This is a genomic window from Winogradskyella echinorum (genome assembly GCF_014297365.1).
GTDB classification, from domain to species: domain Bacteria; phylum Bacteroidota; class Bacteroidia; order Flavobacteriales; family Flavobacteriaceae; genus Winogradskyella; species Winogradskyella echinorum.
In genome coordinates this window covers 266,466-279,747 of the sequence record NZ_JACOQD010000001.1, presented here as the reverse complement: position 1 = coordinate 279,747, position 13,282 = coordinate 266,466, and the positions used below count along the sequence as shown (strand labels likewise).

General features: G+C 31.9%; 12 protein-coding genes. 9 read left to right on the top strand and 3 right to left on the bottom strand.

Going from position 1 to position 13,282, the window contains the following annotated elements; translation table 11 throughout:
• Positions 1-39: 39 nt before the first annotated feature.
• Genes cdaA through folP form a run of 3 tightly spaced genes read right to left on the bottom strand, consistent with a single transcriptional unit; the run spans position 40 to position 2,368 of the window.
• Positions 40-822: a diadenylate cyclase CdaA gene (gene cdaA / locus H8K90_RS01250; RefSeq protein WP_186844123.1), complete on the bottom strand. Its 783-nt coding sequence runs from the start codon at positions 820-822 to the stop codon at positions 40-42.
• A gap of 34 nt (positions 823-856) precedes the next feature.
• Positions 857-1,537 carry a hypothetical protein gene (locus tag H8K90_RS01245; RefSeq protein ID WP_186844122.1) on the bottom strand — a complete coding sequence of 227 codons (681 nt, stop codon included), beginning with the start codon at positions 1,535-1,537 and terminating at the stop codon, positions 857-859.
• Positions 1,538-1,540: 3 nt separating this feature from the next.
• Positions 1,541-2,368: a dihydropteroate synthase gene (folP, locus tag H8K90_RS01240; RefSeq protein WP_186844121.1), complete on the bottom strand. Its 828-nt coding sequence runs from the start codon at positions 2,366-2,368 to the stop codon at positions 1,541-1,543.
• Positions 2,369-2,464: 96 nt separating this feature from the next.
• Here folP and H8K90_RS01235 point away from each other — a divergent pair, with 96 nt between their 5' ends.
• The 9 genes from H8K90_RS01235 (at position 2,465) to prmA (ending at position 13,140) form a co-directional block, all read left to right on the top strand.
• The gene (locus H8K90_RS01235) at positions 2,465-3,004 is read left to right on the top strand and encodes a DUF1599 domain-containing protein (RefSeq protein ID WP_186844120.1); all 540 of its coding nucleotides are present in this window, start codon (positions 2,465-2,467) and stop codon (positions 3,002-3,004) included.
• A gap of 36 nt (positions 3,005-3,040) precedes the next feature.
• Positions 3,041-3,394 carry a four helix bundle protein gene (locus H8K90_RS01230; RefSeq protein ID WP_186844119.1) on the top strand — a complete coding sequence of 118 codons (354 nt, stop codon included), beginning with the start codon at positions 3,041-3,043 and terminating at the stop codon, positions 3,392-3,394.
• Positions 3,395-3,460: 66 nt separating this feature from the next.
• On the top strand, positions 3,461-4,555 hold the full coding sequence (locus H8K90_RS01225; RefSeq protein WP_186844118.1) for a BT_3928 family protein: 1,095 nt from the start codon (positions 3,461-3,463) through the stop codon (positions 4,553-4,555).
• A gap of 1 nt (position 4,556) precedes the next feature.
• The gene (locus H8K90_RS01220) at positions 4,557-5,633 is read left to right on the top strand and encodes an ABC transporter permease (RefSeq protein ID WP_186844117.1); all 1,077 of its coding nucleotides are present in this window, start codon (positions 4,557-4,559) and stop codon (positions 5,631-5,633) included.
• Positions 5,634-5,813: 180 nt separating this feature from the next.
• Positions 5,814-6,563: a triose-phosphate isomerase gene (tpiA, locus tag H8K90_RS01215; RefSeq protein ID WP_186844116.1), complete on the top strand. Its 750-nt coding sequence runs from the start codon at positions 5,814-5,816 to the stop codon at positions 6,561-6,563.
• A 167-nt stretch (positions 6,564-6,730) separates the two neighbouring features.
• Positions 6,731-9,640 carry a T9SS type A sorting domain-containing protein gene (locus H8K90_RS01210; RefSeq protein WP_186844115.1) on the top strand — a complete coding sequence of 970 codons (2,910 nt, stop codon included), beginning with the start codon at positions 6,731-6,733 and terminating at the stop codon, positions 9,638-9,640.
• Between the two features lie 85 nt (positions 9,641-9,725).
• A complete protein-coding gene (locus tag H8K90_RS01205; RefSeq protein WP_186844114.1) occupies positions 9,726-11,597 on the top strand; it encodes a tetratricopeptide repeat-containing sensor histidine kinase in 1,872 nt (623 codons plus the stop codon).
• Positions 11,587-12,222: a response regulator gene (locus H8K90_RS01200; RefSeq protein ID WP_186844113.1), complete on the top strand. Its 636-nt coding sequence runs from the start codon at positions 11,587-11,589 to the stop codon at positions 12,220-12,222. Before H8K90_RS01205 ends, H8K90_RS01200 begins: the two co-directional genes overlap by 11 nt.
• Before the next feature lie 72 nt (positions 12,223-12,294).
• A complete protein-coding gene (gene prmA, locus H8K90_RS01195; protein ID WP_186844112.1) occupies positions 12,295-13,140 on the top strand; it encodes a 50S ribosomal protein L11 methyltransferase in 846 nt (281 codons plus the stop codon).
• Positions 13,141-13,282 lie beyond the last annotated feature (142 nt).

Genomic DNA, 13,282 nt, shown 5'->3' with positions numbered 1-13,282 from the left:
GAGTATTATTAAGTACTTTATGACAGTTTTTGCAATTCACTAGCCTAAATCTTCTTTTATTTTTTTTGTAAGCTCATCAGTATCTTTAAACATTACAAATTCACCACCTTTTATATAAGAAATTTGACCCGTTTCTTCACTTACACAAAGTGCTAATGCATCTGTTTTTTCAGTGATACCAACTGCAGCTCTATGACGTAAACCAAAACGTTCTGGAATGTTTTTTTCGTTATTTACAGGTAGAATAACACGTGTTGCTTTTACCACATTATTATCTATTATTATGGCACCATCGTGTAAAGGACTATTTTTAAAAAAGATACTTTCTATTATTGGTTGAGAAACGAGGATATTCATTTCATCACCTGTATTTGTAAGAAAATCTAAATTGTTATTACGTTCTATGACAATTAAAGCGCCAGTATTAGTAGCTCCCATTTTATTGCAAGCATTAATGATAGCATCAACATCAGTAGAAGTTTGGTCGTCGTTTTTAAGAAACTTAAAGTTTTTAAATAAGCTTTTCTTTCCACCTATATTGGTAGAGCCAACCATTAATAGAAACTTACGTATTTCTGGTTGAAAGACAACAATTAAGGCAATAATACCAACTTTCATAAAACCATCGAAAATGCTATAAAGCATATGCATTTCTAGGTAATCGGTCAATCTCCATGCAAAATAAATGATAAGAATACCAATAAAAATATTGATAGCCACTGTACCTTTTACAAGTTTATAGATATAATACAAAAGAATGGCAACTAAGAAAACATCCACGAAGTCTATAAATCTAAAATCCCAAAGTTGTAAGTTTTCCAAGTAGTAAGTGTTTTTGCTAATTTAGTAATTAAAGTTAATAAATGAATTCGTTGGTGTCAATAATGATTTTATCAGTTTTGATTTTTAGTAATTCTGATTTCAAGGAAATGTAGTCTTGAAAGCTTAATTTTTGATTGAAGTTTAGAATTAATTTAATTGTATCATTTTTTATGAAACCAGTTATGGTTTCTACTATTTCTTTACTTTTTGATTTCTCTTGAATAGATTCAGTAATAATTCCTTCAATAAAAATATCATTTTCGTTAATGTAGTGTATTTCAATATGATTTCTTGACCATAAATGACGTTTCCCAGTCCAATAGTTACTTGAGTCTTTTTTAGCATAATTCACATCCGTAAACTCCAAAAACCCCAAACTACCAATACTAGTATCATTACAAGTAAAATAATTCTTAGCATTTTCATTCTTATGCATTTTAGCATTTCGCTTTTTTTCTTGTAAGAATTTAATATGCGGAATGGCTTGTCTCAAAGTTAAACGCTTGTCCACATTAACCAACCAGTTGGTTGTACTGATTAAGTTTTTTCGGTTTAATAAGGCGGAATCTGGTTGTGTTTCATCATAAAAGATATAAGCAGGAGACACATCTAGAACTTCCGTGACTTCTGCATTTTCAATTTCGGGAAGTAATAACACACGTTCGTTATTACAGCTAAAACAGCATAAGATAAAAAGTAAATAGATATAACGCATAGTTTAGTTGGCAGTTAGTTGATTATAGAGTGTTATACATTCCATGGCCTCTTTTACATCATGTGCACGTAAAATGGAAGCTCCTTTCTGTAAAGCAACCATATGTAATGCAGTTGTTCCGTTTAAGGCTTGGTCTGGTGTTGCTTTCAAGGTTTTGTAAATCATGGATTTTCTAGATACACCAGCTAGCATAGGTTTATCTAACATTTGCAGTAATTCCATGTGATTAAGAAGTTCATAATTCTGTTCTGTGGTTTTAGAAAAACCAAAACCAGGATCTATAATTATATCATTAATTTTTTCGGCATGTGCATTAGCGATTCGTTCAGCAAAATAAGAAATCACTTCTTTTACTAAGTCGACATAGTTTGTTTGTTGTTGCATAGTTTTAGGATTCCCTTTCATGTGCATCATAATGTACGGGATGCCTAATTTCCCAATGGTAGCTAACATGTTATCATCTAGTTTTCCGGCAGAAATATCATTGATGAGAGCTGCTCCAGCAGTTATACTTTGCTCTGCTACTTTACTTCGAAACGTGTCAACAGAAATTAAAGTTTCAGGAAAATGTTTCAGGATAAACTCTACAATTGGTATGACACGTTTTAGTTCTTGGTCTACAGAAACGAAATCGGCACCTGGTCGCGAACTGTAACCACCTACATCAATAAAAGTAGCACCTTGTACTAGCATTGTGTCTACCTTATTAAGGATTTCTGATTCATCTTTGTACTTTCCGCCATCAAAAAAAGAATCTGGTGTTACATTAAGAATACCCATCACTTTAGGTGACGACAAATCTATCAATTCACCTTTGCAGTTTATTGTCATATTAATTGTAAAAAAAGTGTTTAGAAAACTTTAAACCCTAAACTTTGAACTTCTAATTTATTTATGCGAAATTTACGGAAATTTTAACGGAACTTAATGCAAGATACATCAAAACAATACGATGCTGTAGTGGCGAAATGTAGAGCGCTTTTTGTGAATAAGATGAGTGATTATGGTAGCGCATGGCGAATTTTAAGACTGCCATCTCTTACAGATCAAATATTTATAAAAGCACAGCGCATAAGAGGTTTGCAACAAAATGCTGTTAGAAAAGTAGATGAAGGAGAAGTAAGTGAGTTTATTGGTATAATTAATTATTGTGTGATGGCACTTATTCAATTAGAAAAAGGTGTTGTTGAACAGCCAGATATGAATACTGAAGAGGCAACTAAACTATATGACGAAAAAGTGGCTTTGACTAAACAGTTGATGCTAGATAAAAATCACGATTACGGAGAAGCCTGGCGAGATATGCGTGTGAGTTCGTTAACGGATTTAATCCTTCAGAAATTATTGCGTGTAAAGCAGATTGAAGATAATGCAGGCAAAACAATTGTTAGTGAAGGCATTGATGCCAATTATCAAGACATGATAAATTATGCGGTTTTTGCTATGATTCATTTGGGTGAAAGTTAATAAATTCCAAATCACAAAAACTAAATTCCAAGAAATTTGGGAAACGATAAGATTTATAATTTAGAAGAGAGAACCTTTGTTTTTGCAAGAGATTGTCGTTTTTTGGTTCGAGATTTAAAAAATACAATTTCTAATATAGAAGATGGTAAACAATTGGTGAAATCTTCAGGTTCTGTTGGCGCAAATTATATTGAAGGAAATGAAAAACTAGGAGATAAAGATTTAAAGTTTAGATTAAAAATCTCAAGAAAAGAAGCTAAGGAGAGTGAGTATTGGTTAAGGCTATTAAAAGAGTTAAACGAAAGCGAAAACGATAGGATTGAAAATTTAAGACGGGAGGCTAATGAAATTAGAAAAATACTCTCGGCTATTATTAATAAGTTAAAATAAAAGAAAAAGTTGAATTTTTAATTAATTGTTTGGAATTTAGTTTTTGATTTTTGGAATTTAATATTTATGAAATACTTAGTACACATAAGCAGACTTTTAGTAGGCGTTTTATTCATCATTTCAGGATTTATAAAACTGAACGATCCACTAGGGTTTTCTTATAAATTACAAGAATATTTTGGGTCTGATGTTTTAAAGATCGAATTTCTAATTCCGTATGCATTAGGCATTTCAGTTATTGTTGTTGTTTTTGAAGTCGTTTTAGGTGTATTCTTGCTTATTGGTTATAAGCCCAAATTCACTATTTGGAGTCTTTTGGCAATGATTGTATTTTTTACATTCTTAACGTTCTATTCGGCCTATTTCGATAAAGTAAAAGATTGTGGTTGCTTTGGTGATGCACTTAAGCTAACACCTTGGGAAAGCTTTACTAAAGATGTAATTTTGCTAGTTTTAATTCTCATTTTATTCTTTGGAATTAAACATATTAAGCCCATATTTTCAAAACTACCAACTACTATAATTGCATTATTGAGTTTTGTATTGTCTTTGTGGTTTGGCTATCATGTTTTAATGCATTTACCATCAATAGATTTTAGAGCGTATGCTATTGGTAAGAATATTCAAGAAGGCATGACTGTTCCAGAAGACGCTCAAAAACCTGTTTTAGAATACACTTGGACGTTTAATGTTAACGGTGAAGAACAAGAGTTTGTAACCAACGGAAGTTACCCAAAAGTAGATGGTGAGTATGTTGGTGTAGAAACGAAGACTATAGATGAAGGCTATATTCCTCCAATTCAAGATTTTTCAATCGAATCTGATGACGAAGATTTAACATCGCAATTTTTGGAAGAAGAGAATTTAATTATTGTTGCAATGTATGATATTACTAAAGGTGAAGCCGATGGTAAATCAAAATTAAAATCGTTTACTGACAACGCCATAAAAAAGGGCTACACTGTAATAGGTTTAACTTCTTCTGGATCTAATGATAAGCTGCAAATAAAAGAAGACTACAATCTTAATTTCGATTTTTATCTATGTGATGAAAAAGTGATTAAAACCATTGTAAGATCAAATCCTGGTATTGTAGTTTTAAAGAAGGGAACTGTAATGAATAAGACTCATTGGAACGATATCGATGATATAAAATTGTAATTTGATTAGGTACCTCTTAAATAAACTATTTTACGCCTTTATCACCTTAATTGGTGTCATTACTGTTATTTTCTTTTTATTTACCATACTGCCAGGTGATCCTGCAAAAATGATGTTGGGACAAAATCAAACGGCCGAACAGGTAAAAGCTGTTAAACAAAAATATGGGTTTGATAAGCCTCTAAGTACGCAGTTTTTGTATTATCTAAATGACTTGTCTCCAATTTCTTTTCATTCTAATACACCAAAAGATTATACGTATTTAAGTAAGAATAAATATTCGGCTGCAGAATTATTTACTGTTGGTAATACAACGACAGTAATTAAGGCTCCATATTTGCGAGAATCTTTTACTAAACAAGGGAAAAAAGTCACGGAAGTTATTGGTGAAACATTACCTAATACATTCGTTTTAGCGGTTTCTGCAATTATAATAGCGATTATACTAGGTATTATTTTCGGAATTATTTCTGCATTATACAAAGATACGTGGATAGATAAATCTATTCAAATTCTTAGTACATTAGGTATGAGTGTGCCATCCTTTTTTAGCGCAATACTCTTCGCATGGCTATTTGGTTTTGTTCTGCATAAATATACTAACTTAGAAATGACAGGTAGTTTGTACGAACTTGATGATTTTGGGGAAAAAATAACCATAAAATGGAAAAATTTAATTCTACCAGCCATCGTTTTAGGTATTAGACCACTAGCCGTTGTAATTCAGTTAATGCGAAATTCATTGCTAGAAGTAATGAACCAAGATTTTATTAGAACAGCAAGGGCAAAAGGATTAAGCGAGTATCAAGTAATAAAAAACCATGCGGTTAAAAACGCATTAAATCCTGTGGTTACGGCGATTTCTGGTTGGTTTGCTTCAATGCTTGCAGGTGCTGTTTTTGTAGAATATATTTTTGGCTGGAATGGCTTAGGTAAAGAAATTGTAAACGCACTTAATACATTAGATTTGCCTGTAATTATGGGAGCAGTCTTGGTGATTGCCATTATATTTATAACAATTAATATTTTTGTAGATATTATATATGCTTGGCTCGATCCTAGAGTAAAGTTGTCCTAATTATTTAAGTGTTATAAGAATTAAGAGCATATAAATTTTTTTATCCTCTTCTATAACGTTTTCGCTTATTTTTCATGCTTTTAGAGAAGTTAGGTATGTCTTTTTTACCTTATTTTTGTATTTCAAAATTTAATATTAATTAATAAAATTCCCTTTCCTTTGGAAAGGGTAAGGGATAGGATGAGAAAAAATATAGTAGCAGGTAATTGGAAAATGAACAATGATTTAGCGCAAACTGAAACATTGATTACCGACTTATTAAAGCAAACTAAAACTTCAGATGCTGAGGTTATGATAGCACCAACGTTTACGAATCTTTGGCATGCTTTTCAGTCATTAAGACAAGAAAATATAGAAGTTATTGCTCAGAATATGCATTTTGCAGAGAATGGTGCTTATACAGGCGAAATTAGTGCAAGCATGCTTAAAAGTATTGGTATACAAACTGTAATCTTAGGACATAGTGAAAGACGTGCCTATTTTAATGAGACAGATGCATCTCTTGCTAAGAAAGTTGATGCAGCTTTAGCTAATGATATGCGTACCATTTTTTGTTTCGGTGAAGAATTAGCAGACAGAAAAGCAGGAATTGAAGAAGCGGTTGTAGAAAGCCAAATAAAAAATGCACTATTTCATTTAGATGCAGAGGCTTTTAAAAATATTGTTTTGGCATACGAGCCAGTATGGGCAATTGGTACAGGCGAAACTGCAAGTCCGGAACAAGCACAAGATATGCACGCTTTTATCAGAAAAACGTTAGCTAATAAATACGGAAATGCTGTTTCAGATTCTGTTTCTATCCTATATGGTGGAAGTGTTAAGCCAAATAACGCCAAGGAAATATTTGGTAAGCCAGATGTGGATGGTGGACTTATTGGTGGTGCAGCTTTAAAGGCTGAAGATTTTTATGCTATTGTAAACGCGTTTTAATTGTCATTTTGAACGAATTGAAGTATCTATAGTTTAAACTTCGATTTCAATTGCAACTTTATATAAGGGTATTCCCTAGTTTTTAGAAACTAGAGAATGCCCTTAATTATTTGATTTTAATTGTAGTTAGCTTGCAATCAGCTATTTATTAATTAAAATCTTAGATTATGGAATCTTTAAAACTACTCACAATTTTCTTTTTATTATCAGTATCAATTTCATTTGCACAAGCACCTCCAAATGATGAGTGTGCTAATAGAGAAACGATAACAATTGGCACATCTGATTATATTCAATATAGCGTCTCAATGACAGATGCTACTGAAAGCCTAAATGCTTCCTGTGAAAATTCAGCAGATACAAATAAAGATGTTTGGTATGAGTTTGTAATGCCTTTAGATGGCATACTTTTTATTAGTAATTTAAATTCTTTAAACTACGTGTCTCTATACGATAGTTGTGGTGGTATGGAAATAGATTGCGGAAGTGATGAAACCTCATTCAGTGGTCTTACTTCTGGAACAACCTATATTCTAAGACTTTCATATAGATTTAATGGCAATGTAAATTTTAGAGTACAAGCTTTTGAAGCAGCAGCAAATGACGAATGTGCAGATAGAGAAACTATCTCTGTAAGCACATCAAACTATACGCAATATACTATAGATTCAAGATTAGCTACCGAAAGTATGGATGCTTCTTGCGATACTGCTACTAATGATAATTTAGATCTTTGGTACGAATTTGTAATGCCAGTAAATGGAAATATTGAAATAAAGGAAGCGCAACAATTTCAATATCAAACGTATACTTTATTTGACTCTTGTGGAGGTAGTGAGTTAGGTTGTGTTTATGATAGAGGTTTCTTTTTAAATCTAACAGCAGGTGACACATATATTTTAAGAATTAGTGATAGAGAGGATAGAGCTGGTCCTATTAATTTTAGAATTCAGGCATTTGAGTTTCTTACTAATAATGAGTGCGCAGATAGCCAAAATATTACAGTTGAAACTGCTAATTCTATTGACTATACTATAAATTTTAGAGCGGCTTACGAGAGTTTCAACTCTTCATGTGAAACAGAATCTAACGAGAATTTCGATTTATGGTACGACTTTATAATGCCTGTAAATGGAAATTTGAGCTTAAAACAGCTTGGCGCGGAAGTAGTAACGCTTTACGATGCATGTTCTGGTAACGAAATATCATGTAAAACAGGTGCGCAATTTATTTATGGATTAGCGTCTGGTGTTAGCTATAAATTGCGCTTTTCATCTACTGTATTAGTATCTAGAAATGTAAGAATTCAAGCCTTTGAAGAAGCATTAAATGATGACTGTATTAATAGTGAAATAATAACTGTAGAAACCGCAACTCCTTCTAGTTATACTATCGATACCAGGCGTGCTACGGAAAGTATCAATGCTTCTTGCGAAAATGCTGCTAACGACAACCTCGATTTATGGTACGAATTTGTAATGCCAGTAAATGGGAATATTCAGTTGACAGGTTTGGTCACTAATAAAGATTATAGTGTTTTGTTTAATAGTTGTACAGGGGAAGAATTAGACTGTATCTCTGGAAATGGTACTTTTTTTAATTTAAATTCTAATACAACGTACAAATTGCGCTTTGGGCAATCTACGTCTAATGCCATAACTAGAAATATGAGCATTCAGGCTTTTGAAGTATTAACTAATGACGAATGCTCTAATGCTCAATCTATGTCTGTAGAAACATCTCAGATTAATACTTACAGTGTTAACCTAGCAGCTGCAACTGAGAGTATAGATGCTAGTTGTAATTCGGCAACCTTTAATAACCTAGATGTCTGGTATAGTTTTACAATGCCTGTTAACGGAAATTTGCAAATCACTAATGTAGAAAGTAGTCAGAGTTTTTCAATATTTGATGCTTGTGGAGGCAATGAACTGCAATGTTTTACAAATGATGGCTCATTTACAGGATTATTAGCTGCAACAGATTATATTTTAAGAGTTAGTGAACCAGAAACACAATCTGGAGTTATTAATTTTTCGGTGCAAGCCTTTGAAGTTGTATTGAATGACGAATGTGCTAATGCCGAAAATATAACGGTAGATACCACGCAAACCAATACAGTTACCATAAATTTAGCATCGGCTACAGAGAGCCTTGATGTTAGTTGTGAGACTTCATCAAATAATAATTTAGATGTATGGTATCAATTTAGTATGCCAGTAAATGGCAATGTTCAAATATTAAATTCGGATAATGCACAACGATTTACACTATTCGATGTATGTAGTGGAAATGAGATAGATTGCTTTTCTGGAAATGGATTATTCTTAGATTTGGCCGCCAATACCAATTATGTGTTACGTGTTGCCGAAAACGATAGTACTGCAGGTTTAATTTCGTTTGATATACAAGCTTTAGAAAAAGCTATAAATGACGAATGTTTTGACGCTGTAATGTTATCAATTGAGTCTGCCGAACCAACGAGTTATAGTGTTAATATAGCTTCAGCTACAGAAAGTATAGATGCTAGTTGTGATACCGCTTCTAATACAAACTTAGATGTTTGGTACACTATAGAACCAACAATTGATGGTAGTTTGGTGATTACAGGCGCAGAGAATGGTGATGGTTTTTCATTATTTAATGCCTGTGAAGAACCAGGTACTGATGGAACATTGAATATAGAATTAGGTTGTTTTAATGGTAATGGAAGTTTCGATAACCTTATTGCAAATACAACCTATATCTTAAGAATTAAAAAGAACGTACTATTTCCGACACCAGTTAATTTTGATATAAAAGTAGTACCTAATTTAAATGTCTTAGATAATGAATTAGAGCACCTCATGGTTTTTCCTAATCCTGCGAAAGATTCAATTGTTATCAAAAATCCTACTGGAGCAGTATTAGAGTATGCAGAAATTTATGATTTAAGAGGAAGGAAAGTAAAAAGTATAAATCTCACACTGACAAATGAAAATATCCTTATTGATATTTCAGAATTACAAAGCTCAATGTATGTATTACTTATAAGTAGCGAAAATGGAACTATAACTAAACGTATATTAAAACAGTAGAGGGATTTTGTATCTTTAAATAATAGATTCTCTTATGACGCGAAATTGCATATTAACGTTTCTCTTTCTATTTACAGTGTGCACAATGTATGCTGTTCAAGAAAAGCCTACTGAAAGATCCGCAGATAGTATAGAAATTATCTCGCTACTAGATTTAGGATATAGTGAAGAAGCACAAACACCAAATAAAGCAATTGCAACATATAAAAAAGCCGCTAGATTAAGTGAGTCTAGCGGTTTTGATTTAGGTAGTTTTAGAGCTAACAGTTATGTAGCCATTGTGTTTAACGATTTAGCGGTTTATGATTCTGCTATATATTATAACCGTTTAGCATTGCCTTTTGCAGAAAAATTAAACTATAAAAAGGGGATTGCGGCCACTTATATTAATTTAGGAAATACCTACCAATTCTATGGAGAGTATGATAAGGTGGTGGAAAATTATATTAACGGAATTAACATTTTTAAAAGTACAAAAGACAGTGTAAATGCTTCAAGATCATATCAAAATTTAGCGTCACTTTTTAGTAGTATCGGTCAACATGATAAAGAATTAGAATATTTAAAATTAGCATTATTAACTAATCCTAATGAAAATATTGAGCAAAACGGCATGGTTTACGGAGATTTAGGATTGGCGTATTCTAAATTAGATCAATTACCTAAAGCATTGTCGTTTTTTCAGAAAGCAGATAGTGTTTCAAAAAAAGTTTCAAATAAGCGACTCGATTTTTTTGTAGCGAGAAATTTTGGAGAATATCACATGCTAAATAATACATACAATAAGGCAATTCCATTTTATCTTAAAGCTCTTCAATTAAATGATAGTTTGAATGAAAAATACTATAGAGCAGACTTGCTTCGAAATTTAGGTGAAGCATATTCTAAAACTTCAAATTTCACTCAAGCCACGACATATTTAGAACAAGCATTAGCATTTGCAAAAGCCAATAATATTAAAGAACTACAAGAAAAGATATATTTAGAATTAGCCTTGATGAATGCAGCACAGGGTAATTATAAAAAGGCTTATGAATACAAAAATTTAAGTGAAATATTTTCAGATTCATTGAAAAATGAAAACCATATAAAGCAAATAAATAGACTAGAAAAGCAATTTGAAACCAAAAATAAAGACAACGAAATTACGGTTCAGAAACTTAAATTAGAACAACAAGAAAGCCAACTTCAAAAAAGAAAGATGCAAACAAATTATGCAATTGCAATAGCTATTTTTTCTCTAATAACTATGATTGGTCTTTGGATGTATTATAAACAGCGACAAAGACGAAAAAACCAAGAGTTATTAGTCTTAAAGAATGAAGCTCAAATTAATTCCTTAGAGTCGTTAATTGAAGGTGAAGAACGTGAGCGATTTAGAATAGCTAAAGAGTTGCACGATGGTGTAAATGGTGATTTATCTGCCATAAAGCATAAACTAAATACATTGCTAGAACTTAATAATAAAACCATAAAAGAGGCAGTAGTTATGATAGATAAATCGTGCGAACAAGTAAGAGCAATATCTCATAACCTTGTACCACCTGCTTTAGAGAATTTTGATTTGCAAACGGCTACATCAGATTATTGTACTAATATGAATAATATACATCCACCAAAGATTACTTTTAATTATTTGGGTGATGACGTTGTACTCCCTAAGATTGTAGAAATTAATATCTTTAGAATTATTCAAGAGTTAGTAACCAACAGCATTAAACATGCTAATGCTAGTAAAATTGATGTACAATTGAGTATTAGAGATAATAGCATACAGTTAGCTGTTGAAGATGATGGAACTGGCTTTGACCTTGAGAATACAGAATCGGATGGCATAGGCATATCTAATTTAAAACATAGAGTATCGTTTTTAAATGGTGAGATGGATATTTCGTCTAATAGTGAAGGTACTTTTGTAAACATATTTATGGATAAAACTCGATTTAATGACTATTAAGGTATCAATAACAGACGATCATTTTGTTGTGCTAAAAGGAATAGAGTTCCTATTAGAAGATGAAAAACATATCGAAGTAATTTCTATTCAAGAAAATGGACAGAGCACCTTAGATGCATTAGTACAAACACAACCAGATATTCTGTTTTTAGATATTAACCTTCCCGATATTAATGGTATTGTATTAACAAAAACCATTACAAAGCTATATCCAAAAGTGCGGATCATAGCACTTACAAATCACGAAGATGTATCCTTTGTAAAACGAATGCTAGATCATGGTGCTTATGGTTATCTACTTAAAAATGCCCATAAAGAAGAATTACTCCAAGCCATAGATACCGTTTACAAGGGTGAGAAGTATCTTCAAGAATCCATTAAGAAAAAAATCCTAAATCAGTCTTTAGGCAGGCAAGAAGACGCTGCATTTCAACCAAAACTTACGCGTAGAGAAACGGAGGTTTTAAAAGCAATTTCCGAGGAATTAACAACTCAAGAAATTTCAGAAAAACTTTTTATTAGCCCAAAAACGGTAGAAGCACATCGTATGAATATTATGAGTAAACTAGGTGCCAAAAATAGTGTAGGGATAATTAAAATAGCCATAGAGAAGCAGCTATTGTAAATGCATATAAAAAATACAGATCAAGCATTAACTTTAAAAATTACCTTTAACTTTGTAGTCTAAATAGGCTACATGTCAGACTCAATATACATAGGATACGAATTTAAGATAGAACCATTACAACCAGGTTCTGAAATTCTAATTGCAGAACTTGGTTATGCTGGTTTCGAAAGTTTTGTAGAAACCGAAGAAGGTGTTACGGCCTACATACAAAAGGACGATTGGAATGACAATATCTTAGAAGATATTCAAATATTAAATTCAGATGAGTTTAAAATAACTTATGAGTTTAATGAAATAGAACAAACCAACTGGAACGAGGAATGGGAGAAAAACTTTAATCCAATAATTGTAGACGACCTAGTTTCCGTAAGAGCTCCTTTTCATGATAAGCCAGACACCAAGTACGATTTAGTTATAGAGCCCAAAATGAGTTTTGGTACAGGTCATCATGAAACTACACACATGATGATTCAGCATATCTTGAAGAATGATTTTAATGGAAAGTCTGTTTTAGATATGGGATGTGGTACAGGTGTCTTGGCAATCTTAGCAGAAAAAGTAGGAGCCACTCAACTAGATGCTATTGATATAGATAATTGGTGTTATCTCAATAGTCTAGAAAATGTTAAGCGAAATAATTGCAAGCATATTTCAGTATACGAAGGAGATGTATCTCTTCTTCAGAATCAAAAATACGACATCATTATTGCCAATATTAACAGAAATATATTGTTGGCAGATATACCTACTTACTCTAATCATCTAAATAAAAATGGAATCCTCTTTTTGAGCGGTTTTTATGTAGAAGATCTAGAAATCATTAAATCAAAATGTCTTGACAATGGACTTGTTTTTAATGATAAAATTCTAAAAAACCGTTGGTTAGCTGTAAAATTTATTTTAAGTAATGTTTAAAATTACAGTCTAAAAACTGATTATATCGTAATTTATTATGATAAATTATCATAAAAAATTAAAAATATGCGGTTTTCCCGTAATCCTATCTTATAGTTTCATCGTATATTTGATGTAAATAATATTATTTTAATTGTAGTGA

Coding starts and splice junctions, on each gene's coding strand:
- H8K90_RS01225 (WP_186844118.1), top strand. CDS start 3,461: ATGAAATACTTAGTACACATAAGCAGACTTTTAGTAGGCGTTTTATTC.
- H8K90_RS01205 (WP_186844114.1), top strand. CDS start 9,726: ATGTATGCTGTTCAAGAAAAGCCTACTGAAAGATCCGCAGATAGTATA.
- H8K90_RS01210 (WP_186844115.1), top strand. CDS start 6,731: ATGGAATCTTTAAAACTACTCACAATTTTCTTTTTATTATCAGTATCA.
- H8K90_RS01235 (WP_186844120.1), top strand. CDS start 2,465: ATGCAAGATACATCAAAACAATACGATGCTGTAGTGGCGAAATGTAGA.
- folP (WP_186844121.1), bottom strand. CDS start 2,368: ATGACAATAAACTGCAAAGGTGAATTGATAGATTTGTCGTCACCTAAA.
- prmA (WP_186844112.1), top strand. CDS start 12,295: ATGTCAGACTCAATATACATAGGATACGAATTTAAGATAGAACCATTA.
- H8K90_RS01200 (WP_186844113.1), top strand. CDS start 11,587: ATGACTATTAAGGTATCAATAACAGACGATCATTTTGTTGTGCTAAAA.
- tpiA (WP_186844116.1), top strand. CDS start 5,814: ATGAGAAAAAATATAGTAGCAGGTAATTGGAAAATGAACAATGATTTA.
- H8K90_RS01245 (WP_186844122.1), bottom strand. CDS start 1,537: ATGCGTTATATCTATTTACTTTTTATCTTATGCTGTTTTAGCTGTAAT.